The sequence below is a fragment of the Candidatus Phytoplasma citri genome (genome assembly GCF_002009625.1).
Lineage (GTDB): Bacteria > Bacillota_I > Bacilli_A > Acholeplasmatales > Acholeplasmataceae > Phytoplasma > Phytoplasma citri.
On the sequence record NZ_MWKN01000002.1, the window covers coordinates 1 to 26,235 of the forward strand.

Sequence of the window (26,235 nt, forward strand, 5' to 3'; positions counted from 1 at the left end):
ATTATGAGCATCTTTTGCGCCCGTTAATACTTAAAGCAAATTTAAAATTCAAAGTTTTATTATAATAAATATAATATATTTTAAAAAAATAATTCGCTACACTTTTGTTTTCGTGTCGGAAAATTAAATTAATTTCTTTATTTTTGCTTAAAATAAATTTTTTTTTCATCATAATAATTTTTTAAATTTGATTAATTAAAATATTATAAAAAATAAAAATTTTAATTTTATTCATAATACTAAACTGTTAATTGATAACGTCCTTTAGATCTTCTATTAGATAAAAGACGGCGACCACTAGAATTAGACATTCGTTTTAAAAAACCATGTGTTCTTTTTCGTTTAATTTTACTAGGTTGATAAGTTCTTTTCATTTTTCTTAATATCTTTTCCTTTGGAATATTTTAAATTTCATTAACAACTAAAATAAAACAATAAAAACTATTAATATTAGTGAAACTTCTAACGATGGAGGTTTTTTGCCATTTGTCTGTGGTAGTGTCTCTAAACAAATGGATTCAGTAATGTATTTCGAGTACGTTAGTTGACTTAAATTCCTTGTCATACGAAAATATAAGATAATGACTTGAACCATTAAATAAGGAGTTAATAATTGTTCTATCGCTTGTAGGATAATTCTATCTTGCATTAAAGATCTGGTTTTATCCTTTCCTTACGGAAGATACAATCTTTTAACCGGATTCGAGTTGTCTTAATTACGAACGTATTTTTGGTGATCATTATTTAATTTCATTAAATTAATATTACTTAACTTATGTTTCTATGATCGATTCCGGATGTTTCTACTCCTTGGTTCGTAGCAACCTAATTAAATATGAAAAATTTATTCGATAATTTTAAAGATCAATCAGGAATCTTATTCTCCCAGGTTTTCTTTAGCTGATAAACTACTCAATATTGTAATATTTATTAGTAGATTCTGGACTGTCCGTTTCAGCAACTTCCGAGACAGGTTTTGTCATTACATCAATTTCCTTCTTAGGCCATTGCAGGCTTCTCCATCGAATTATTTGGTAGCAGGGTCCTCTTGACTAATTTGCTTTTGTCGCAACCCGCTTTTATGGTCTGCTGTAATTTGACATTCTTTCGTTTGTCAAACCGACCATCTCCTTTCAGAGTTTATCAGCCCTGGTTATTGGTTAGATAGCAAGAAATTTAGGCTTCTTAGGAGACATCATTTAAATTATAAATATTTTTAGTTTAATCCGTTATTAATAATTTTAACTAAATAAAATTTCTTGAACCTGTTTTTGATCTAATTGCTTTATTAATAAAGTTAATAAATTAATAGTGTGAATTATATCTTGTTGATGAACAATAGACGCGTGAGAGTGTATATAACGAGTAGGTACCGAAATTACTAACGCTGCAGCACCTATATGACGCGTATGCATGGCAGCAGCATCTGTAGTTCCGCCTTCTGGAGCAGCTTCTTGAAAAGGAATATTATTTTTTCGAGCCACTTTTAATACAAATTCTCTTAAAGCTGTATGAGCAACTAATCCGTGATCATAACAAGATATTTGCGGTCCTTTTCCTAAATAACTAATTGATGAATTTTGATTACCAGGAACATCATTAGCAACGCACACGTCTACCGCTATAGCAATATCAGGTTTGACCTTATTAGCACTAGTAATAGCCCCTCTTAAACCAACTTCTTCTTGAACTGTAAAAGCACCTATAAATTGATTAGGATTATTTTGTAATTTGCGTAATACTTCAGTAACAATTAACACTCCCGCACGATTATCTATCGCTTTAGCCAATATAAAATTTTCATCCCCCAAAGTCCGAGATTCTAAATAAGGGGTGATCATATTTCCGATAGCAACTCCTAGTTGTTGAGCTGCTTCCTTAGTGGAAACACCTATATCTAAAAACAAATTTTTCATATTAGGAGCTTGATTACGTTCGTTTGAGCTCAAAGAATGAGGAGGTTTAGCACCAGTAATACCCCAAATAATACCTTTATTAGTATGAATCTGCCAAAGTTGAGCTAACATAACTGTCGGTAGCCAACCGCCTATAGTTTGAAATTTAACAAAACCATTGTCTGTGATTTCGGTTACCATTAAACCAATTTCATCCATATGACCAGCCAACATAATTTTTGGACCATTTTGCCCTTTATAAGCTATTAAACTACCTAAATTATCATATTCTATTTTATTTACTGAAGAAATAATATTATTTTTAACATAATTTGTAATCTGTTTTTCTTGACCAGAAATACCATTTAACATAGTTAATTCTTTAATTTTAATTAATAAATCAGACATTTTTTGATGCGATCTCCTTTTTCAAAAAAATTATTTTTTTGATTATTTCACAGTTATTTTATTATAATTAAAAATTTGATTAATCACAATAAATAGATAGAATAAAAATAAAAAACCAAACAAAACAGAAAAAATTCTTAAAATTATGTAAGAAAAATCAATATTTTTTCCTAATAAAAAACAACTTGTCCCAAAAGTTACTAAATAACCGTTTAAACTCCAAATATTCATTTTATTATTTTTCCATCCAAACAAATGCAAAGAAATAAAACAATGAATCATTAAAATATAACTAATAATATTGCTTAAATTTAACAATTTTTTTACAAAAACATTAGTTATTAAAAAAGACAAAAACAAACTACCAGAAATAAGTGATAATAAACATGTTTCTATTAAAAAGAAAAACTTTTTTAATCCTGAATTTTTTTTAAAATTTACAAATACAAAATAATAATTAAATAATAATAATAAAATTCCTAATAAAATATCAATTATTCGGATGCCTTTTATAGAAAAATATTGAGGTTCAAAGCATGTTACGGCACTTAATAAAAATAAAATAGTTATTAAAATATTTAAAATAATTTTCTGAAAAGTTATTTTTTTAATTTCATACATATTTGTTGAACCTCTCTAAAAAAATCTATAATAAAATTGAATTTTCTTTACAATGTTTCCAGTAACAAATTAATTAATTCTGCTTTTTTCAACTTAGATACTTTATTAATGTTATTTTTTTTTGCTAACTGACGCAAAGTTAATAAATTCATTTTTTGCAAAGATGATAAGTTTATTGTAAATTCATTATCTGCAAAAATATCTAAATTTTTAGATTTTAAATCTCCACCAATATTATCGGTTACAGGTTTTTGGACAATAGTATCTGGAAAATCTTGTTTAATATTTTGTGAATTTAAAGCATAAAAATCTGAATTTAAATCAGATTTCGAAATATCTGTTGAATCTAAAGTAGATTTAGAAATATTTTTTGTTAATTTATTTTTCTTAAAATCAAGCAAACTTTTTTGAGATAATTCGATATAAAATTTAAACATTTCAGGTTTATTAATAATTAAATTAGATAAAATTTTACGATTTAAATCAACACCAGCTAATTTTAAACCATATATAAAAGAGGAGTAATTCATACCATTTTCTGAACATCCAGCATTAATACGACGGATCCATAAAGAACGCCAATCTCTTTTATTTCTTTTACGACCAACATAAGCATATTGCCAAGAACGCATTACTTGTTCATGAGCAGTTTTATAAATAGTACTTTTAGAACCTACATAACCCTTAGCTAATTTTAATATTTTCTTACGACGTCTACGTCGAGCTGGAACTAAATTGACTTTAACCATGACTCTTCTTCTTTCTTTAGATTTATATAAAGTTGCTAAATTAAATTTTTAATACGTTTTAAATCTGAAGAATCTACATAAGTAAACCCTCTTAATTGTCTATTTTGTTTAGTAGTTTTGGAACCGGCTAAATGATTTTTAAAAGCATGTTTGCGTAACCATTTACCATTTTTAGTAATTTTGATACGTTTTTTTAAACCTTTATGTGTTTTTTTTTTCAAAATCAATTACCATTATTTCTTTCTATTTTTTTAAGCAAAAAACTAAATGCATAAAAACATTCAAATAAACTAATAATTAAAATTAATTAGACTTTAAAGGAACTAACAAAGAATTGATTTGATTTCCTTCTATTTTAGGAGGAATATCTACCTTCGAGACTAAATTTAAAGCTGATATAATTTTCTTAAAAATATCACTACCAATACTAGGATTTATAGCCATTCTACCTGGTAAAAGCATATTAATTTTTACCTTATGTCCGCTTTTTAAGAAATCTTCGGCTTTTTTAATTTTAACATATAAATCATTATCTTGAATACGAGGACTTACGCAAATAGTTTTAATATTTATTTGATTATGCTGTTTTTTACGATTTTGTTTAATTTTTTTTTGTTGTTCATAATAAAATTTGGAATAATTAACCAAACGCACTACTTTAGGATTGGAATGAGTATTAATTAAAACAAAATCTTCATTTTGCTGTTCAGCTAGATCAAATATTTGTTCTTTTTGAAAAATTCCTAATTGTTTTCCTTGATTATTGATAACCAAATATTCTCCGGCAGGAACTTTTTCGTTATATAGAAAACTAATTTTTAAATTTTCTTTTTTATTTTTTTTATGTTTAATAATGTGAATAACTCCTTTTTTTACACTATATTTATAATTTTAGCAAAAAACCAAAATTATTTAAAATAAACTTAATTATGATATATTAATAAAATTGAAATATATGTAATCTTTTTTCGCAAAAAATTAATTTTGCTATTATTCGTAAATAATTAACTCTTCTAAGAACTGAAAAAATACAAATCTTATATCTTTCGATAAATTCTTTAATTACCTTACTAACTTGAATTTGGGTAAAATTATAAAATTTACAAATAGATAATTAAATAATAAAACAAAAAATTATTATTAATAAAACAATTTTACTCATTATTAATTTTAAATTTTTATTTTTAAATTTATTATTATTTATTTTAATTAAATTAATTAACAAAAATCAACTTAAAATACTTTTATAAATTTAAAAGATTTAAATCAATTAAATCAAAAATCAATTTATTAATTTAAATATCAAAATAATAATTTCATAATTTAAATATTTAAATGATAAAAATTTTAATATGATTAAAAATATAAAAAAAGACTATACACTAGTCTTCTTTCATAATTAAATAACTTTAATTAATTCGGTAAAATTTCAATAATTTTTCCTGAACCAATAGTTTTACCGCCTTCACGAAAAGCAAAAGAAGTACCTACTTCTAACGCAACAGGTTTAATTAAATCAACTTCAATAGTCGCATTATCACCTGGCATCGCTACAGCAATATTATTAGGCAAAGTAATAACACCTGTAACATTAGCAGTTCTAAAGAAAAATTGAGGTCTATAATTAGTTCTGAATGATTTTTTACGACCACCTTCTTCTTCGGTTAAAATATAAACTTCTGCTTTAAATTTAGAATATACCTTTAAAGAATTCGGTTTCACTATTACTTGACCTTTTTTAATATCAATATGTTTAATACCACGTAATAAAATAGCAGCATTATCTCCTGCTTGAATTTGGGTTCTAGATTTTTTAAAAATTTCCAAACCAATTGCGACAGTAGAAGTATCTTTATCTAAACCAAGAATTTGAACTTCTTCGCCTAAAGTTAATTTACCTCTTTCTACTCTACCAGAAGCAGTTGTTCCACGACCTGTAATAGAATATATATCTTCAATAGGCATCAAAAAAGGTTTATCAATATCACGAATAGGCAAAGGTAATTTATCCAATTCTGCTACTAAATCTGCAATTTTAGATAAATAACTTTGATCACCATCTAAAGCTTTTAAAGCAGATCCTTGAATAATAGGAATTTCTGATCCATTATAACCATTTTTAGTTAAAATTTCACGTATTTCATGTTCTACCAAAGGTATTAAATCAGGAATAGCTTTATCGCATTTATTTAAAAAAACTATTAAATTAGGAACTCCTACGTGTTTAGCTAATAAAATATGTTCGCGAGTTTGAGGTTGAGCACCATCAGCAGCCGAAACTACCAAAATAGCTGCATCCATTTGAGCTGCTCCAGTAATCATATTTTTAATATAATCCTTATGACCAGGACAATCAATATGAGCATAATTACGAGTGTCACTTTCATATTCCAAATGATGAGCGTTAATAGTAATACCACGTTCTTGTTCTTCAACAGTTTTATCTAAAGTTTTAATATCTTTGCGAAATTTAGCTAAATTTTTTGCGGCTAAATAATTATTAATAGCTAAACTTAAAGTGCTTTTTCCGTGATCTACATGACCAAGAGTTCCTAAGTTTAAATGAGGTTTAATTATTTGCGCTTCTTCTTTAATATTTATTTTTTCTTTTGACATTTTATTTTTTCTCCATTTAATATTTTTGTACTAAAATAATTAATTAATTATTTATAATAACCGAAATATTAATAAATAATGTTATATCTATAAATTTTATTTATTACGTGATTCAATAATTTTATTAGCGATATGGTCAGGAGCTTTTTCATATTTAAAAAATTCCATAGAAAAATTAGCTCTTCCTTGAGTATTAGAACGCAAACTACTTGAATATTTAAACATTTCTGCTAAAGGAACAAAAGCCTGAATTTTCATAACCATACCTATGTTTTCTTGATTCTCTAAACGACCTCTACGCGAAATTAAATCTCCGATAACATTACCAATATATTCATGAGGAGTAATTAATTCTAATTTCATAATAGGTTCTAAAATAACAACTAATTTGCTATTACGTAATTTTCGCAAAGCTGCTGCTGCAGCAGATTTAAAAGCAAATTCCGAAGAATCCACTTCATGAAAAGCACCGCTAAATAAAGTTGCTTTAATATCGGTTAAAGGATAACCAGCGATTATACCACTAGATAAAGATTCTTGTAAACCTTTAGATACAGCTGGAATATAATTTTGCGGGATAGCACCGTATTTAACATTATTAACAAATTCAAAACCTTTTCCAGGATTAGGTTCAAACAAAATTTGCACATAACCATACTGCCCGCGGCCTCCTGTTTGATGTTTGCATTCTCCATCAACTTCTATAGAACTAATTAAAGTTTCTCGATAAGCCACTTGAGGTTCTGACACTTTTACTTGAATTTGAAATTCTCTTTTTAAACGTTCCATGAGAACATCCAAATGTAAATCACCCATTCCAGCAGCAATCATTTGTTTTGACTCTGGATCTACAGTAAATTTAAAAGTCGGATCTTCTTGAGTAAAACTAAACAAAGCAGAACTAATTTTGTCCTGTTCTTTGGAAAAAACAGGTTCTACTGCAACTTGTAAAACTGGTTCAGGAAAACTCATTTTTTCTAACAAAATAAAATCATTTTCATATGTCAAAGTGTCTCCTGTAATAGTATTTTTTAAACCAATTACAGCTACAATATCACCAGCATAAGCTTCTTTAATATCTTGTCTAGAATTAGCATGCATTAATAATAAACGTGAAGCACGTTCTGTAATATTTTTATTATTATTTTGCACATAAGAACCAGATTTTAAACAACCTGAATAAATACGTATAAAGGTTAAACGTCCGAAAGAATCTGTCATAACTTTAAAAGCTAATGCAATAAAAGACTCTTTAAAATTAATTTTACGAACAATAGGTTGTTCATTTTTATCATAACCATTAATATCGGGTAAATCTAAAGGTGAAGGCAAAAAATCTACTAAAGCATTTAATAAAGGAACAATACCTTTATTTTTTAAAGCTGAACCACATAAAACTGGAAAAAAATTAACTTCTAAAGTGGCTTGACGAAGTGCTTTTTTAATGAGAGTAGTAGAAATAGGCTCATTTTCCAAAAGATTATTTAATAATTCGTCATTTAAAGAAGCTAGTTTATCTATTAATATTTGTCTTTTAGAATTAACAAGTTCTTTTAGTTCTTCAGGAATAGGAATTAATTGATTTTCTCGATCAGGACTAGAAGAATATTCCCAAGCTTGCATTTCTATTAAATCAACAAAACCACGAAAATTATTTTCTACACCGATAGGCCATTGAATGGCATAAGCAAAAACATTTAATCTTTTCTCTAAACTAGCGATAGCATTTTCAAAATTAGCCCCTAATTTATCAATTTTATTAACAAACACAATTCGAGGAACTTTATAATAAGTTGCTTGACGCCAAACTGTTTCTGTTTGCGGTTCTACTCCGGCTTGAGCATCTATAACTACTACACCACCATCCAAAACACGTAAAGAACGATTAACTTCTGAAGAAAAATCAATATGTCCTGGAGTATCAATAATATTAATTTTACAATTATTCCAAAAAACAGTAGTAGCAGCTGATGTAATTGTAATTCCTCTTTCTTTTTCTTGGTCCATCCAATCCATTTGAGCTAAACCTTCATGAGTTTCTTTAGCTATACGAATTTTTCCGGTATAAAATAAAATTCTTTCAGTAGTAGTAGTTTTTCCTGCATCGATATGAGCCATAATACCGATATTACGTATTTTACTTAATTCTAATTCAATTCCCATATTACCTCCTTTAAGTTAAAAATATTAAAAGCAGTGATTTTACCAACGATAATGAGCAAAACTTCTATTAGCTTCAGACATACGATGAATTTCCTCGCGTTTTTTAACTGCTAATCCTGTTCCAGACGCAGCAGAAATAATTTCTTGAGCAAGTTTTTCTTGCATACTTTTTTCATTACGTTTACGTGCTCCCATAATTAACCATTTCAAACCTAAAGAATAACGTCTTTCTACTGACACCTCTAAAGGAACTTGATACTTTTGACTCCCGATAGTGCGTGTACGTAATTCTACTAAAGGCATAATATGATTAAAGGCCTCATTCAAAACTTCAATGGGTTCTTTTTTTGTTAACATTTTAACCTGAGATAAACAATTATATACTATAGAACAAGCAATATCTTTTTTTCCATCTTTCATTAATTTATTAATAACTCTAGTTACTAAAACAGAATTATAAATAGGATCTAAAAGTAATGTTCTTTTTTTAAAACTTTTTTTACGAGACATAAGTTTATACACCTTAATTTATTTACATTTTAATAAATTCTTATTTTTTCGCACCATATCGGGAACGACCTTGTTTTCGATTATCTACTCCAGCAGTATCAAGAACTCCTCGAATAACTTGATAACGAACTCCAGGTAAATCTTTAACACGACCACCTCGTATTAACACAAGACTATGTTCTTGTAAATTATGACCTATACCAGGAATATAAGCTGTCACTTCTTGACGATTTGACAAACGAACTCTAGCTACTTTTCTTAAAGCAGAATTAGGCTTTTTAGGAGTAGTAGTATATACTTTCAAACAAACTCCAGATTTTTGAGGAGAATTAATATTTTTAAATTTCTTTTTTAAAATATTAAAACGAACAGATAAAGCTGGTGATTTGGTTTTAGTATTTTTTTTTACTCTTCGTTTTCTGATTAACTGAGAAATAGTAGGCATATTTAAATAATAAAACCTTTCTTTGTTATTTTTGGTAATTAGAAATATAAGACGACCTAAATTTTATCTTTTTTTTGAATAAAAGTCAATATAAACTTCATGTAGTTAAAACAAGATTATTTAAAAACTTAACAATAACAACTAGCTCCAAAATAAAAAATATATAGTCAAATTTAATTTATAAATTATGATTAACAATTATTCATTAAAAATTATTTATTTTTGTCTTCTTCTGTTAAAGGATATTCAAATAAAGAATGATTTAAAATTCCAGTTCCGGCAGGTATTAAACCTCCTAAAATAACATTCTCTTTTAAACCTAATAAAAAATCTTTTTGACCTTTAATTGTAGCATCAATTAAAATTTTAGTAGTTTCTTGAAAAGATGCCGCAGATAATAAAGAATCGCTTTTTAAAGAAGATCTTGTAATACCCAAAACTATAGGACGTCCAGCTGCTAATTTTTTATTTTGTTTAATTAATTGCATATTTATTCTTTTAAATTCTTTAATAGAAACTTCAGATCCCGGTAATAAATTACTATCTCCTTCAGAAATAACTAAAATTTGTTTAAACATTTGGCGAATAATAATTTCGATATGTTTATCGCTGATATAAACGCTTTGAGATTGATATACTTGCTGTACTTCTTCCAAAATATATTTTTGAGTAGTTACTACAGAACTAATACGCAATAATTCCCTTAAATCTATTGAACCAGAAGTTAAACGTTGTCCAGCTTTTATAGCCATGCCATCATTAACTAAAATATCTAAATTAGAATCTACAGTATAAATATATTCTTGTTGAGGATTAATTGCTGAAACTATAATAATATCTGATGAATAAAGATTACTAGATTTAATTTCTTTAATTACACCATCATATTCGCTTATTAAAGCTTTACCTTTAGGCTTACGAGCTTCAAATAATTCTTGAATACGTGGCAATCCTTGAGTAATATCAGAAACCGATAAAACCCCTCCTGTGTGAAATGTTCTCATAGTTAACTGAGTACCAGGTTCACCAATAGATTGGGCAGCAATAATACCAACAGCTTCTCCGATCTCAACTGCTTTATTAGTGGCTAAATTTAAACCATAACATTTAGCGCAAATACCATAATCAGAATTACATGTTAAAACACTTCTAATTTTCACTGATAAAAATCCAATTTTTACAATATTTTCGGCTATTTCACGAGTAATCAATTCCCCAAAATTAACTATAACTTGCTTATTTAAAGGATCTACAATACTTTGTGCTATATAACGACCAAATAAACGTTGTTGTAACAAAATAATCTCTTTACCATCTTGCTCTAAAGAAGTTACATAAACACCTTTATCACTACCACAATCATTTAACATAATAATCACATCTTGAGCAACATCAACTAAACGACGAGTTAAATATCCTGATTCAGCTGTTTTTAAAGCTGTATCAGTAGAAACCTTTCTAGCTCCATGCGTCGAAATAAAAAATTCATGCACATTCAAACCTTCTTTAAAAGAAGATTTAACAGGGATTTCTAATTGATTATTAGTAGGACTATGCATTAAACCTCTCATACCAGATAATTGTGCAAAATTAGAAACATTACCACGAGCACCACTATCACTTATCATAAATAAATGATTATCTTGATTAAATTCTTGCATCAAACCTTCTTGGATAACATTACGAACATTTTTCCATTCTTGAATAATTAAACTTTTTTTTTCGCTAGTGGTTAAAAATCCTTTGTCGTGCCATTTCTCGATTTCTATAATTTTATTTTCTACTTGAGCTATTAATTCATCTTTTTTAGAATAAACATTAATATCTGCGTGAGAAATAGTTACACCTGACATAGTTGAATATTTAAAACCTAAATTTTTAATATCATCTAACATTTTAGATGTTTCCGAAATATTACTTCTTTTAAAAACACGATCAATTATAAGCGACAAAAAACGTTTTTTAAAAGGTTCCGGAGCAGGAATATTATTCAAATATTCATTCAAATGAACACCTTTAGGTATAAAATAAACATCTGGTGTTTTTATTTCTAAATTAAATATGGTAGGTTCTTGCAAATAAGGAAAATCATTAGGCAAAATACTATTAAAAATCAATTTACCTAATGTAGTAACTAAATATTTATTTTTTTGATTATCATCAAAATAAGAAGAAATATTAGAAACACGTACTAAAATACGAGTATGTAAAGCTATTTGTTTATTATAAAAAGCTAATTCAGCTTCTTGTAAATCATTAAAAACTTTACCTTCGTTGCGATGTTTATAACGATGTTGTTCGTTTCTGCTATCAGAATTATAACCTTTTATAATACGTTTTCGTGTTTCTTCGATAGTTAAATAATAATTTCCCAAAACCATATCTTGAGAAGGAGATAAAACTGGACTACCATTTTTAGGATCCAATATATTATAAGAAGATAACATTAATAAACGAGCTTCAGCTTGAGCTTCTACAGAAAGAGGAACATAAACAGCCATTTGATCTCCATCAAAATCTGCATTAAAAGCCAAAGTAACTAAAGGATGTAATCTAATAGCTTTACCATCAATTAATTTAACTTGAAAACCTTGTAATCCTTGACGATGTAAAGTAGGTGCTCTATTTAATAAAACAGGATGTTCTTGAACAACTTCTTCTAATAATTTCCACACATGTTCGTTCATTTTTTCGTATAAAATATTAGCACTTTTTTTATCAATACCTTTAGATTCTTGTAATTTATTTAATACAAAAGGTTTAAACAAAACAATAGCCATTTGCCGAGGAATACCGCATTGATGTAATTTTAAATCAGGTCCTACGATAATAACAGAACGACCAGAATAATCTACCCTTTTTCCTAATAAATTTTGACGAAAACGTCCTTGTTTACCTCTTAACATTTCTGATAAAGATTTTAAAGGTTTATTACGTTCAATATTAGAAGTGCTTTTTTTACTAGATTTAGCATTATCAAATAAAGCATCTACAGCTTCTTGTAACATTCTTTTTTCATTTTTAATAATTAATCTAGGAGCATTTTGTTTTAATTGTCTTTTTAAACGATTATTACGATTTAAAATTCTGCGATATAAATCATTAATGTCAGCAGAAGCAAAACGTACACCTTGTTCTAAAGCAACTATAGGTCTTAAACTAGGAGGAATAACATTAATAGCTTCTAAAACAATCCATTCCGGTTTATTATCAGAATGATAAAAAGATTCCATCAATTCTAATCTTTTAACAATTAAATCTCTTTTTTGCTTAGATGCTTGTTTTAATTCTAACCTTAATGACTGAATAGTTTCTGCCATATTCAATTCTTTTAACATAGTTTTAACAGCTTCAGCGCCAGTTAAAGCGACAAAATTATTATCACAACGTTCCAAATATTGACCATATTCTAATTCAGATATAATACTATATTTAGTTAAATCACTATTACCAGGATTAATAACTATATATGATACATAATAAACAATTTCTGCCAATTCTTTAGCTTTCATTCCTAATAAAATAGCTAAACGACTAGGTAAACTATTCAAAAACCATGTGTGAACTACAGGAGCAGCTAAATCAATATGACCCATTCTTTCCCGTCTAACTAATTGTTCTGTAATTTCTACACCACATTTAGAACAAATTTGACCTTTTTTTAAAGTTTGTTTTTTAGAACATATACATTGTAAATCCTGAACAGGACCAAAAATAATTGGGCAAAATAATCCTCCTTTTTCCGGTTTAGCTGTACGATAATTAATAGTTTCATAATTTACAACTTCACCATAAGATTTTTGACGAATTTCATGAGGCGAAGATAAACGAATCTTAAAATAATCATATTCTCGATTGCTATTATTTGCAAAAATGGCCTTATCAATTATCCATGAAGATGCAGATGCATTTTCATTATTCTCATTTTTCAAAATGATATCTTCTATATCTGCAACAGAATTATCAATTTTCTGATTAAAATTCTTTTTCGAACCATTATATAAATTTAAAATATTCATTAAAAGATCCTGATGAGAACGATTATAACTAAATAACCTAAGCAAAACATCTTTATCAGTTGTTAATAAAGAGAAACAATTGAAAATATTATTTTGACATAAAATATCTAAAACCTCTTGATTTAAATTTAAATTATTTAAAGATTCGGGAAGACCATATTTTTTTAAAATAACTATAAATTCTTGAAAAGATTCTTCATTTAATAAAGAAACCAATTCATTTAAATGATAATTATTAATATCATTTAAACTATTAATACCTATAGATTTTAAATTTTTTAAAGTTCTTTTAGTTAAAGTAAAATCTTCAATTTTCATATTTAACATAATTGGGGTTACTTCTTGTTCTCCTTATTATTCGAAACTAAAGAACGATTAATTTGATTATCTTTAGTATCAGCTTTAATTAATTCTACATGCAATCCTAACGCTTGTAACTCTTTAGTAAAAACTCTAAAACTTTCCGGAATAGAAGGTTTAGGAAAACGTAAACCATTAACTATAGCATGATACAATTGATTACGTCCTATAATATCATCACTTTTCAAAGTTAAAATTTCTTGTAAAGTATGAGCGGCTCCATAAGCCAATAAACTCCAAGTTTCCATTTCGCCAATTCTTTGGCCACCTAAAAAATTACGACCACTACCAGGTTGTTGTAAAATTAGAGTATAAGTTCCAACATTTCTAGCATGTATTTTATCTTCAACCATATGGGATAATTTTAACATATACAAAATACCGACAGATATAGGATTATCATATGATTCACCTGTTCTACCATCGTATAAAATCATTTTTCCATCAAAAGGCAAATTAGCTTCTTGCATAATATTTTTTAAATCTTCATTATCAGCTCCATCTAAAACCGGAGTAGCTACCTTAATATTTAATTTATACGCAGCCATTCCTAAATGCATTTCTAGAATTTGTCCAATATTCATCCGACTAGGTACACCTAAAGGATTTAAAATAACATCTACAGGAGTTCCATCCGACATATAAGGCATATCTACTTTAGAAGCAATACAAGAAATTACTCCTTTATTACCATGCCTTCCAGCTATTTTATCGCCTTCTCGGATTTTTCTTTTTTTAGCTATATAAACTTTAATAATTTCATTAACACCAGGAGTAGAAATAAAATCACCTTTTTTAACAGAAAAATATTGAACACTCTGAACAATTCCGCTCTCGCCACAAGGTACTTTCAAAGAAACATCTTTATAATCGCGAGATTTTTCTCCAATAATTGTTTGAATTAATTTTTCATAGGGATTATTTTCTAAAGAACTTTGAGGAATAATAATAATTTTGCCAACTAAATAATCACCTTCATTAACTTCAGAACCCGGAATAATAATACCTCGAGAATCTAAATTTTTAATAGCCTCAGCACTAACATTCGGTATTTCTCGAGTTATTTCTTCTCTTCCTGCACCCTTCTTTAATTCCCTAACTTGAATTTCATATTTACTAATATGAACAGAAGTAAAAATATCTTCTTGTACTAAACGTTCTGATAAAATCACAGCATCTTCATAATTATAACCATCCCAAGTCATAAAAGCTACTGTAACATTTTTACCTAAAGCTAATTCACCTTGATGAGTAGAAGAACCGTCAGCAATAATATCTCCTTTATGAACATTTTCATTTAATTTAACAATAGGTTTTTGTAAAATTAAAGTATCTTGATTAGATTTATCAAAAGTAGATAAAATATAACTCTTTTGTTCTCCATGGTTATTCTCAATAATAATTTTTTTAGCATCTACATAAACTACAATACCATCATCTTCAGCAACAACAACGCACCCTGAATCTTTTACTATTCTATGTTCAATACCGGTAGCTACAATAGGAGCTTCAGAAATTAGCAAAGGTAAAGCTTGTCGTTGCATATTAGCACCCATTAATGCTCTAGAAGCATCATTATGTTCTAAAAAAGGAATAGATGCTGTAGCTACAGATACAATTTGTTTAGGAGAAACATCTATATAATCAATTTGATCAACATTATATAAACTAATTTCTCCATTTCGTCTAGCGATTACTTTTGTTTGTTTAAAACTAAAATCATCATTTAAACAAGACGAAGATGTGGCAATAATACGGTTTTCTTCTTGAATAGAAGTTAAATATTCATATTGATGGGATACTACTGATTTACCATTTTCATGAATTACTTTAAAAAAAGGAGTCTCAATAAAACCATATCTATCTACTTGAGCATAAGTAGCTAAAGAACAAATCAATCCAATAGATGGGCCTTCCGGAGTTTCAATAGGACATAATCTACCGTAATAAGAATCGTTAACATCTCTTAACTCTACACCTGCTCGATCACGATCAATACCTCCACTGCCTAAAGCGGAAATTCTACGTTTTTGAGTAATAATAGCTAAAGGATTAATTTGATCCATAAAATGAGATAAACGCGAACTACAAAAAAAAGTTTTAATAGCCATAGAAAGAGAAGAAAAATTAAATAATCCTCCTGGCGTAATAGATTCGAATTTACTAATAGACATACGATCTTTAATATTTTTTTTAGTTCTATTCAAACCTACACGTAATTGATTTTTTAAAAGTTCTCCAATCAATCTTAATCTTCTATTGCCTAAATGATCGATATCATCAATAGTTCCGATATTATGATAAAGATTTAAATAATAACTAATAGATGCTATTATATCAGATAAAACAATATTTTCAGCATCTTCAGATTGATCGTTACCTATAATTTTAATAAAACGCTTATTGTTTTTATTATCCACAACATAAACTTCTAAACTTTCGTTGAAAACTTTTTGCCGATCTTTAACAACTTTATGAACATATTCTTTATTAGCGAAATATTTCATAATTTTATCATCAATATTATATTTATGAGTTTCTAATAAAATCTTCAAAACATCATCATCTAAAAGTGTATCAGCCTTAATTAATACTTGTCCTGTTTGGAAGTGCAAAATATCTTCTTTAATATATATTTGATCATCATTTATATTTTTTCTATAAGTAAATAAATTATTATCATGATTTTGATTTTGCAAATGAAAATCTGAATTAACCAATTCTACACGAAATTTATCTCTATGTAATGATAATTTTTTAATAACTTCGTAATTTAAAAAAGTTCCAGCTGAAAATAAAATTTTATTATTGGTTAAATCTTTAATATCTTGAGCTAAAAAAGTATTTTCAGCTCTATTTAAAACATCTAATTTTCGATTTAACTTATATCGTCCTACTAAAGATAAATCATATTTATCTTTATCAAACAAACGATTACGAATAAATTCTCTTGCCGCATTAGTAGGAACTCTTTCTCCTTGATGTAACTTAGAATAAAGCTCAACAATAGCATCATTACAATTAGAATCATTATCTTTATTAAAACTTAAATCTAATAAAGAATTTATACCGAAAGCTTTTTCAATTTCTTTCTGAGTATCAAAACCTAAAGCATGAATAAATTTTGTTAAAGGTATTTTTTTAGAACGATCCAACTTAGCATATAAAAAATCTTTATTATTTTGCTCAAATTCTATCCAAGCACCTCTAGTAGGAATAATTTGGGCAGTAAAACGATTTTTATTAATTTTATTATCTAATTTAGAAGTAAAATAAGCTCCTGCTGAACGAACTATTTGCGAAACTACAACTCTTTCTGTACCATTAATTATAAAGGTTCCTGCAACAGTCATTAAAGGCAAATCTGTCATTAATATACGAGCTTTTTTAGTTTGTTGAGTAATAACATTTTCTAATGTTACATTTAAAAATAATTCCGCACTATAAGTAAAACCCCTTTTTCTAGACTCTTCAGCATTAAATTTAGGTTCTTCTAAAAAAAAATCATTAAAATGTAACTTTAAATCACCATTATAACTCTCAATAGGGAAAATACTTTTTAATGATGTTTTAATACCATAATTTAAAAATTCTTGAAATGATTTGGTTTGAATTTCAATTAAATTTGGTAAATCCAAATCATATTTCATCTTAGAATAATTTCGTCGTTCCACCTTGTTGCCATATTTTACATTACAATATTTTTTCATTTTTTTATTCAGAACTCCCAATAAATATCAACATAAATTGAATTTAAATTTAAAAAATATAAATTATTAATAAGCAAAACATCAAAAACAAACTTAATAACAATAAAGATAATAAAAAACCTAAGATACCTATTTTAGTTCTCAGGTTTAATAAATATTTAGTTTATCAAAAAAATTTTATTTTTGTTGTCGCCTAAAACTATATTTTTTGCAACCAATTTATAAAATATTTTTTTATTCAATTTTCACTTGAGCTCCTAAATTTTCTATTTGTTTTTTAATTTCTTCAGCTTGTTCTTTATTTACATTTTCTTTAATTAATAAATTAGCATTTTCAGCTTGACATGCTGATATTAATTCACCGATGCTAAAACCAAAATTTTTAACTAAATATTGAATAACCGCAGTGCGAGATTGACCCGCAGAAGTCATAATAATTTTAAATTCTGTTTGCTCATTTTTTTCTTTATTAACATCTTCAGTAGAACCACTTACATTAGAAACATTTTCCATTTCAATACCAAAAGAATCTTGAATTTTAGTTACTAATTCTTGTAATTCTTTAACTTTCATATCACCTAAAAATTGAATAATTTGCTCTATTTTATTATTTTCTGCCATTGTTAATCTCCTATTTATAATTCTTTTTTTTATTTTAACAAATACTTAAAAATGTCTATATAATATTAAAAAATTTTAATCATTATTAATCCCTATTTGTTGTTTTTTTTGTATTAATAATTTTAAAACAGTAATTATATTTTTAACAGGCACCAAAACACTAAATAACAACATAGATAACAATGCTGCTTTAGATGGTATTTGCGCCAATTTAACCATTTGTTCCGGAGAACAAATTTCATTTTCTACAATCCCAAAATTAATTTTTAAAAATTCATTCATTTTAGAAAATTTGTATAAAGCATTTAAAGAAGAAAAAATATCCGAAGAATTAGATAAAGTCCAAAATAAAGCTTTGGGATTCTTAAATTCGGTTAATTCACCATATTTTGACTTAGTTAAAGCTCTTTTAATGATATTATTAGGTACTACTTGAAACTTACATGAAACTAATTTTCGCAATTGACAGCGTAAATTAGTTAAATCAATCACTTTTAATCCTTTAAATTCTAATAAAACAACTAAATTAGAATTATCAATATTTTGAGATAAATAATCAACATAATTACTTTTCTCTTTAATAGTAGATTTTAACATAAATTGTTGTTTCCTTTTTTTAAAAAATATAAATTTATCGATATAATATAATCGCAAAAAATCTTTTATAAAAAATAAAATTAAAAAAATAATTTAAATAATTATTTTAAATTTTATCTAATCGATAAAAGATCAACTTTAATACCCGGAGACATAGTAGAAGAGATGGTTATATTTTTAATAAATTCACCTTTTACTGTTTTAGGTTTTATAGAAATTAAATGATTATATAAAAAAACCAAATTGCCTGTTAATTGTTCTTTATTAAACGATAATTTACCTAACACCGAATGAAGATTACCAAATTTATCCGTTTTATATTCCATTCTACCTTTTCGGATATCCTTTATAATCGGTTCTACATCCTCTGTCATAGTGCCTAACTTAGGATTAGGCATTAATCCTTTAGGCCCTAAAAGTTTTCCTAACTTTGTCAAAGAAGGCATAAAACTAGAAACAGATATCAAAACATCAAAATCTGTCCAACCATTAGAGATTTTTCGAATTAATTCTTGATCACCAACAAAATCCACACCTAATTCTTTAGCTTTCTGAGCTTGTTCTCCTTGAGCGATCACAACGATACAAAATTTTTTCCCCAAACCATAAGGTAAAACAACAGAACCACGTATATGTTGATCTACCTTTTTATGTTCAACATTTAAAACAAAAACGCATTCAGCAGTTTCATCAAATTTTGCAGTTTTGATATTATACAATAATTCAACAGCATCATGCATTTTATAAATCTGATTAAAGTCTATTTTTTTACTAATTGATAAATATCTTTTACTTCTTGTCATAAATTTTAATCCTTTTATAATATAAAAATATGCCTTTCTTTTTTATTGATTAAAAAATAATAAATTATTATTTTTCAACAATAATCCCCATATTAATAGCAGTTCCTTCTATAATTTTAGAAGCTTGTTCAATGGAATAAGCATTTAAATCTGGCATTTTTAATTTTGCTATTTCTATAATTTGATCATATTTAATAGTAGCTACTTTATTTTTCATCGAATCAGAAGAACCTTTCGAAATATTAGTAGCTTTTTTTAATAAATCACTTGTAATGGGAGTTTTCACAATAAATTTAAAACTTTTATCATCAAAAACTGTAATTTCTACTGGTAAAGTAAAACCTAATTTATCTTTAGTAGCTTCATTAAACTGAGAACAAAATGAAGGAATATTCACTTGAGCTTGTCCTAAAACAGGTCCTATAGGAGGAGCAGGATTAGCTTTACCAGCTAAAATTTGTAATTTAATATTTTTAACAATTTTTTTCGCCATTATAATTTATTTAATACCAACCTTTTTTTATTTCTAAAAATGTTTAACATTTTCTCAATAATTTAAAAAACTATTTTATTACTAACAAATAACAAAATATTATTTTCAAAACGAAAATCCAATTAATTAAATATTTTAATAATCAAAATATCCAAAATATTCATAGTATTATAACATATTTAATCATACTAATTAAATTTCTTAACTAATTTAAAACATTATTTTAATTTAATTTATTTCTTTAAAAGAAGAAAAAGAAATTTCTATAGGTGTTGCTCTGCCAAATAACTCGATTTCGACCATCATTTTATCTTTTTCATAATCTACTAAAGAAACTCTACCTACTTGGCCAACAAATGAACCGTTTATAATTTGAACTCGCTTATTAATTAAATGATCATAATTTGGTTTAGACATAATTCCCATTTTTAATAATATAGGATTAATTTCGCTTTCAGTCAAAGGTATAGGTTTAGAACCTTTTTCTTTTTTAATAGTGCCTAAAAATCCAGTTACTTTAGGAATATTACGAACTATAAACCAAGATTGATTTGTCATAATCATTTTAATAAAAATATAACCAATATAAATTTTTTTCTCTATTTCTTTTTTAGTGCCATCAGCTTTAATTTTAATATGTTTTTCAGTAGGACAAATAACTTCATGAATCAAATTTGATATCCCAATACCACTATTAGCTATCTTTAATAAATCTTGTTGAACAACTTTTTCATAACCTGATTGAGTTTGCAAAATATACCATTGAGATTTCAAAAGACTGTTATCCTCATCAGTTACATCATTATCAATTATTTTATTATTTTTCATTTTTGATTGCATTTTAAACACCTAAATATATTTTCATTAATAATTTTTGAAATTTAATCATTTAATGAATTAAATTAATCATAAAATTAATTTTAATTCAATTTTTTTTAAGCAAAGATATCATATAAACATCATAAAAATATTGAAATAAATTTAAAATCAAAATTAAAATAACAGTAAATACAAAAACCTGAATAATTTGCTTAATAATTTGGATTTTGGTCGGAAAACTTACCAAACGAAGATCAAAAAAAATATTCCGTACAAAAGGAAAAATACTAATTAAAAAAAAAACACTAGATAGCAATAATAAACAAATACTCCAGTGATCAGGAAATTGATGAAAACAATTGCAACAAACTCCTAAAAAAATCATAGATAAAATAACGCAAAAAATATTAATTAAGCTGTATTCTTCCCGCAAAACTTGCATTAAAGGAATTGTTGGTTTTTCTTCAATTTTTTTATATACCACAGTTATCTCCTTTATATTTACAGATAATTTTATTCATCTAGTTTCTTCGTGAATAATATGTTTTTTGCAACAAAAACAATATTTTTTTAAAACTAATTTTTGATTACGATTATGTATCTTAACGCGATAATTACGACTTAAACAATTTTGACATATTAAAATATTACTTTTAACCATTATTATTATATTTTCACAATTTCGATAACCTTATAAATTTTAATAACTTACTAAAGATAAATAAAATATATTATAATATAAATCTTTTAAATCAAGATAATCTTTTCTCAATATTATAACATAACATGATTAAATAAATTAATAAATAAATTAAATTAATTAAATTAATATTTTTTATTTTTCATATATAAATAAAAAATAATAATAGCTGCCGAAACACTAACATTTAAAGAATTAACCATACCTTGCGTCGGAATACTAACTAAATAATTACATTTTTTTTTTAACAAAGAACGTATTCCTATGCCTTCATTACCTAATATAATAGCTAAAGATTGATTTAAAGGAATAGTGTTTAAATTATTATCTATTCCGATTTCGGTCCCAATAATTATAAAATTAAATTTTTGCATAGTTAAAATAGTTTGATACAAATTGCAAACCAAAAAAATATTAACATATTCTAAAGCACCACTTGAAGTTTTAGCTACTGTACTATTTAAAGGAACCTGATGTTTTTTGCTTACAATAATTCCATCAAAATCACTTGCTTCTACAGTTCGTATAATTGCTCCAAAATTATGAGGATCTTGAATAGCATCCAAAATTAAAAATTTAACTATTCTATCTGATTTGTCATTTAAATATTGCAATAAATCTTTTCTATATAAATAATCTTGAACTTCTGCTACTACCCCTTGATGATTATTATTTTGAACTTTATTATTTAGTTGATGTTTATCTAAATAACAATAATTCGGATAATGACGTAATATAAAATTTAAAAAAACTTTATCTTTCATAAGAGGATTAATATATAAAAAATAAATTTTTCTTTTAGCTTTAAGAGCTTCTTTAATTATGTTTTTACCATAAATAATTACCATATCTATATAATTCTTTCGAAACTTCTAAAATCAATCTTATTTATTAATTCGAAATAAAATTAACAAATTAATCACTAATAATATAATAAAATAAAAATATTTAATCAAAATAACATCCCAAATAGCACTCGCGATTTCATAAATAAAAGGTATCTTCCAAACAAAAATAATCAATAATAAAGAAAAAATAAACATAATACTGAAAAATAAAATTATTTTAAATTTATCAAAAGGAAAGCAATTCATAAATAAAATACTAGCAAAAATAAAAGCAGTTATTAAAGTTAATAGATAAGAAATTTGATAATGAGATCGAAAACTATTAATTTTTCCTGCATATAAAGTTAATATCAAAATATAATTAAAACTAATTAATAAGCCATAAATTCCTGATTTTTTTAAAACATCGCTAATAAAGAAATTATTTAAAGGTTTATAATTAGATTCTAAAGATAAGAAAAAAGAAGGTATACCAATAAAACAAATATCAATAAAATTTAATTGTAATGGAGTAAAAGGAAAAAAAATTAAATTCTTACTCAAAAAATTATTAATTATTGTAATCCAAGCTAATAAAAAAGTAAAAATAGTTTTAGTTAAAAAAACAATAGAATTTTTTTCTAAATTATTAATTAATCTACGACCTTCTAAAAAAACAGATGGTAAAGAATCAAATTTAGAATTTATCAAAATTAAATTTGCAACATTTTGAGCAGCTTTACTTCCTGAAGCCATAGAGATAGATAAATCGGATTCTTTAAAAGCTAAAATATCATTAACTCCATCTCCAATCATAGCAACTTTTTGATTATTATTTTTAAAACAAGAAATTAATGTTTTTTTTTGTTCCGGAGTAGCCCTGCCAAAAACATCATATTTATTAGATAAATCACATAATTTTTCAGATTCTATATTAGTTAAATTAAGAGATTTTTCCTTAACCGAATTAATCAAACCAATTCGTTGAGCTATATAACCTGTAGTAAAAGCATTATCACCAGAAATAATTTTTATTTTAATACCTAAATTTTGAAAATACTTAATAGTTTCATAAGCATCTTTTTTAATAATATCTTCTAACAAAATCAAAGATATAACTTGATAATCAGTATTATTATCGATATTAAATAAAAGATCATTGGTATGAACTAATAACAACACTCTATAACCTAAATTAGTATATTTTTTTAAATCTTTTTCAAGAATCTCATTTGTTTGTTTTAATAAAAATTCCGGAGCACCTAATAAAAATGTACCTAATTCTTCAAATTCAATAGCACTATATTTTCTTATACTAGAAAAAGCTTGTAGATTTTTTACTTTATAAATGATTTGAGAATTGAAATAATCATTAAAATAATTATATAAGGCTTTTTGAGTAGGATTATTATCAATAGAAAAATGTTGAACAAAATTAGCCATTAAAGAATGTACATTAATAGTATCATCAGCAGAATATTTTAAAATTTTTTTAACATTCATATTACCATCAGTAATAGTACCAGTTTTATCTAAACACAATATATTTATTTGAGACAACATTTCAATGCCTAACAAATCTTTCATATAAGCTTTACGTTTAAATAACCTGATAAAACCTAAAATAGAAATCATACTCATTAACAAGAATAATCCAGAAGGAGTCATACCTAACATAAAACCACATATTCCTAATAAATGTTCATCATTCAAGTGATAAAAATTAAATTTATATGAACAAAATAAAATTATAGTAGTAGGTATTGTGGCAAAAAAAATTAATTTCACTAACATTGAAAATGTTTTCATTAAAGGGTTTTTTATTTTTTGATATTTTTTAGCTTGTTTAATCAAATTAGAAACATAAGTATCTTCGCCCAAAGAAATAACATCAGCATAAGCTAAACCTGAAATAACATAACTACCAGAATATACAATATCACCTGTTTTTTTTAAAACTGATTTCGATTCCCCTGTTAAAAATGATTCATTTACTTCTAAAATTCCATGTTTTACACAAACATCTGCTACAATTTGATTACCTAATCCCAATACTAAACAATCACCTAAAACCAAATTAGAATTCGAAATTTCTATAACACAACCATCCCGAATAACTTTAATATTATTCGGTAAAATTAAATTAATTTTATCCAAAGTTTTTTTTATTTTAATTTCTTGAACAATACTAATAATAATATTTAAAGAATTAACTATTAAAAAAAATAATTGATCATAACGTCGCATTTTCAAAATAATAATAACAATCACAAGTAATAACAAATTTAGACATGTAAACAAATTATTACAAATGATACTCAAGATATTTTTATCATTATTGATTGATTTATATTGTTTTTGATTTTTTAATCTTCGAGTTACTTCGTAAGTAGTAAGACCAAAATGACTTAAATCTTGATTTAAGAAATCATTAATTGCAGAATTTTCCAAACTTGTTTTATTAATATCGTTATTCATATTTTCACCTGCTCCGAAATAATAATTACTTAAAATTTATTATCAAATAAAATTCTGTTGTAATAAAATATTTCTAAAAAAATCTGCCTGATCGAAGTCTTTTAATTTTTTAGCTCTCTGCCATAAATAATAATATTCAATCATCTGTTCTGTAACATTATTTAAAATAATAGAAATATCTAAATTATTTAAAATATAAATTAAAGTATAATATAATTCAGATAATACCCACAAATTAGTTATATTTTTAAAAATATTTTTTAACATTTTTTCAATTAAAGTAACAACATTAGGAGTATCAATATCATTCTTCATAAATTTATGGAATTGTTTTAAATAAATTTTATTTATTTCGTAATTATAAAAATTATTTATTATTATTGTAAAATTAACTTTGTTTAAAATTTTTAAAATTTTAAAATACTTAATTTTAATTTCATTAATCAATTCTTGAGTATAATTAATAGGTTTTAAATAATGAAAATGACAAAACAAAAATTTAATAATATTAGAATCTTTAATTTCAGTCAATAAATCTTTTACTAGAACAACATTATTCAAAGATTTACTCATTTTATGATTATGATAATTAACATGTCCTATATGCATAAAATAACGAGCTAAGGGTTTACCATCACTAGCCATAAATTGAGCTTGTTCGTTTTCATGATGAGGAAATTTTAAATCATGACCTCCACCATGAACATCAATAGTGTTTCGGAAAATTTCTCTAATCATGACTACACATTCAGTATGCCATCCTGGGCGACCTAAAAACCAAGGACTAAAATAACGAATACCGATATTAGTTTTTTTCCATAAAACAAAATCTTCGGAATTTTGTTTCACAAAAACATTTTTCTTATTAATGTTTGTATACAATTTATTAATCTTTTGGCCACTCAAACAACCATAATTAATAATATTATTATTACAAAAATAAACACCTTCATTAGTCAAATAAGCATACTTTTTTTCCAAAAGTAAGCTAATATATGAAATCATTTGATCTATATAATTAGTAACCAAAGGAAATTGATCAATTCCATGAATTTCTAATTTATCTAATAAATAAAAAAATTGTTTTTTGTAATAATCAGTTATTTGTTTCTCAGTACTTTTATTTTTGATAGCAACTTGAATAATTTTATCATCTAAATCAGTAATATTAACAACTAAAAAAACTTTAAAACCTATAGATATTAAATATTTTTTTAATAAATTAAAAAAAATTAAAGATCTAATGTTACCTATATGAAGATGATCATATACAGTAGGGCCACAAACATAAATATTAACTTGTGAATTATTTAAAGAATAAAATTCCTCTTTTCTACCAGTTAAAGAATTATAAAATTGTAACATCAAAAAAACCTTTTTATCTTTATTTTTTAAACATAC

Annotated in this window: 23 protein-coding genes; all 23 read right to left on the minus strand. The window is 25.5% G+C overall.

The genetic code is table 11. From position 1 onward, the window contains the following. Window position 1: 1 nt before the first annotated feature. Entirely contained in the window at window positions 2-172 is a 171-nt protein-coding gene (locus B2G44_RS00125; protein ID WP_180372449.1) for a hypothetical protein, read from the minus strand. 67 nt (window positions 173-239) lie between these two features. Beyond that, complete coding sequence (gene rpmH / locus B2G44_RS00130; protein ID WP_078122845.1) at window positions 240-374, minus strand: 50S ribosomal protein L34; 135 nt, start codon at window positions 372-374, stop codon at window positions 240-242. A gap of 867 nt (window positions 375-1,241) precedes the next feature. Continuing rightward, complete coding sequence (locus B2G44_RS00140) at window positions 1,242-2,303, minus strand: M42 family metallopeptidase (RefSeq protein ID WP_078122847.1); 1,062 nt, start codon at window positions 2,301-2,303, stop codon at window positions 1,242-1,244. Between the two features lie 42 nt (window positions 2,304-2,345). After that, entirely contained in the window at window positions 2,346-2,924 is a 579-nt protein-coding gene (locus B2G44_RS00145; protein ID WP_078122848.1) for a hypothetical protein, read from the minus strand. 47 nt (window positions 2,925-2,971) lie between these two features. After that, complete coding sequence (gene rplT, locus B2G44_RS00150; RefSeq protein WP_078122849.1) at window positions 2,972-3,673, minus strand: 50S ribosomal protein L20; 702 nt, start codon at window positions 3,671-3,673, stop codon at window positions 2,972-2,974. Window positions 3,674-3,708: 35 nt separating this feature from the next. After that, on the minus strand, window positions 3,709-3,897 hold the full coding sequence (gene rpmI / locus B2G44_RS00155; protein ID WP_078122871.1) for a 50S ribosomal protein L35: 189 nt from the start codon (window positions 3,895-3,897) through the stop codon (window positions 3,709-3,711). Between the two features lie 79 nt (window positions 3,898-3,976). Then, a complete protein-coding gene (gene infC / locus B2G44_RS00160) occupies window positions 3,977-4,534 on the minus strand; it encodes a translation initiation factor IF-3 (protein ID WP_078122850.1) in 558 nt (185 codons plus the stop codon). 552 nt (window positions 4,535-5,086) lie between these two features. Then, on the minus strand, window positions 5,087-6,289 hold the full coding sequence (gene tuf, locus B2G44_RS00165; RefSeq protein WP_078122851.1) for an elongation factor Tu: 1,203 nt from the start codon (window positions 6,287-6,289) through the stop codon (window positions 5,087-5,089). 96 nt (window positions 6,290-6,385) lie between these two features. Further along, a complete protein-coding gene (gene fusA, locus B2G44_RS00170; protein WP_078122852.1) occupies window positions 6,386-8,452 on the minus strand; it encodes an elongation factor G in 2,067 nt (688 codons plus the stop codon). Between the two features lie 39 nt (window positions 8,453-8,491). After that, the gene (gene rpsG, locus B2G44_RS00175) at window positions 8,492-8,962 is read right to left on the minus strand and encodes a 30S ribosomal protein S7 (protein ID WP_078122853.1); all 471 of its coding nucleotides are present in this window, start codon (window positions 8,960-8,962) and stop codon (window positions 8,492-8,494) included. A gap of 40 nt (window positions 8,963-9,002) precedes the next feature. Then, window positions 9,003-9,407, minus strand: coding sequence for a 30S ribosomal protein S12 (gene rpsL, locus B2G44_RS00180; protein ID WP_078122854.1), 405 nt, complete (start codon window positions 9,405-9,407; stop codon window positions 9,003-9,005). A gap of 212 nt (window positions 9,408-9,619) precedes the next feature. Further along, complete coding sequence (gene rpoC / locus B2G44_RS00185) at window positions 9,620-13,753, minus strand: DNA-directed RNA polymerase subunit beta' (protein ID WP_078122855.1); 4,134 nt, start codon at window positions 13,751-13,753, stop codon at window positions 9,620-9,622. An 8-nt stretch (window positions 13,754-13,761) separates the two neighbouring features. Beyond that, window positions 13,762-17,496 (minus strand): DNA-directed RNA polymerase subunit beta, encoded by a 3,735-nt coding sequence (gene rpoB / locus B2G44_RS00190; RefSeq protein WP_078122856.1) that lies wholly within the window; start codon window positions 17,494-17,496, stop codon window positions 13,762-13,764. 234 nt (window positions 17,497-17,730) lie between these two features. Next, window positions 17,731-18,117 (minus strand): ribosomal protein bL12, encoded by a 387-nt coding sequence (locus B2G44_RS00195; RefSeq protein WP_078122857.1) that lies wholly within the window; start codon window positions 18,115-18,117, stop codon window positions 17,731-17,733. 75 nt (window positions 18,118-18,192) lie between these two features. Next, window positions 18,193-18,714 carry a 50S ribosomal protein L10 gene (gene rplJ, locus B2G44_RS00200; RefSeq protein WP_078122858.1) on the minus strand — a complete coding sequence of 174 codons (522 nt, stop codon included), beginning with the start codon at window positions 18,712-18,714 and terminating at the stop codon, window positions 18,193-18,195. A gap of 113 nt (window positions 18,715-18,827) precedes the next feature. Beyond that, window positions 18,828-19,517, minus strand: coding sequence for a 50S ribosomal protein L1 (gene rplA / locus B2G44_RS00205; RefSeq protein ID WP_078122859.1), 690 nt, complete (start codon window positions 19,515-19,517; stop codon window positions 18,828-18,830). 67 nt (window positions 19,518-19,584) lie between these two features. Beyond that, a complete protein-coding gene (rplK, locus tag B2G44_RS00210; protein WP_078122860.1) occupies window positions 19,585-20,010 on the minus strand; it encodes a 50S ribosomal protein L11 in 426 nt (141 codons plus the stop codon). A 228-nt stretch (window positions 20,011-20,238) separates the two neighbouring features. Further along, window positions 20,239-20,850, minus strand: a complete 612-nt coding sequence (nusG, locus tag B2G44_RS00215) for a transcription termination/antitermination protein NusG (RefSeq protein ID WP_078122861.1) — start codon at window positions 20,848-20,850, stop codon at window positions 20,239-20,241. 85 nt (window positions 20,851-20,935) lie between these two features. Further along, window positions 20,936-21,313, minus strand: a complete 378-nt coding sequence (locus B2G44_RS00220) for a hypothetical protein (RefSeq protein ID WP_078122862.1) — start codon at window positions 21,311-21,313, stop codon at window positions 20,936-20,938. Window positions 21,314-21,346: 33 nt separating this feature from the next. Beyond that, window positions 21,347-21,490: a 50S ribosomal protein L33 gene (gene rpmG / locus B2G44_RS00225; protein WP_078122863.1), complete on the minus strand. Its 144-nt coding sequence runs from the start codon at window positions 21,488-21,490 to the stop codon at window positions 21,347-21,349. 164 nt (window positions 21,491-21,654) lie between these two features. After that, window positions 21,655-22,377 carry a 23S rRNA (guanosine(2251)-2'-O)-methyltransferase RlmB gene (gene rlmB / locus B2G44_RS00230; protein WP_078122864.1) on the minus strand — a complete coding sequence of 241 codons (723 nt, stop codon included), beginning with the start codon at window positions 22,375-22,377 and terminating at the stop codon, window positions 21,655-21,657. A gap of 36 nt (window positions 22,378-22,413) precedes the next feature. Beyond that, entirely contained in the window at window positions 22,414-24,834 is a 2,421-nt protein-coding gene (locus tag B2G44_RS00235) for an HAD-IC family P-type ATPase (RefSeq protein ID WP_078122865.1), read from the minus strand. Window positions 24,835-24,876: 42 nt separating this feature from the next. After that, a complete protein-coding gene (gene cysS, locus B2G44_RS00240; protein ID WP_078122866.1) occupies window positions 24,877-26,199 on the minus strand; it encodes a cysteine--tRNA ligase in 1,323 nt (440 codons plus the stop codon). Window positions 26,200-26,235: the final 36 nt, after the last annotated feature.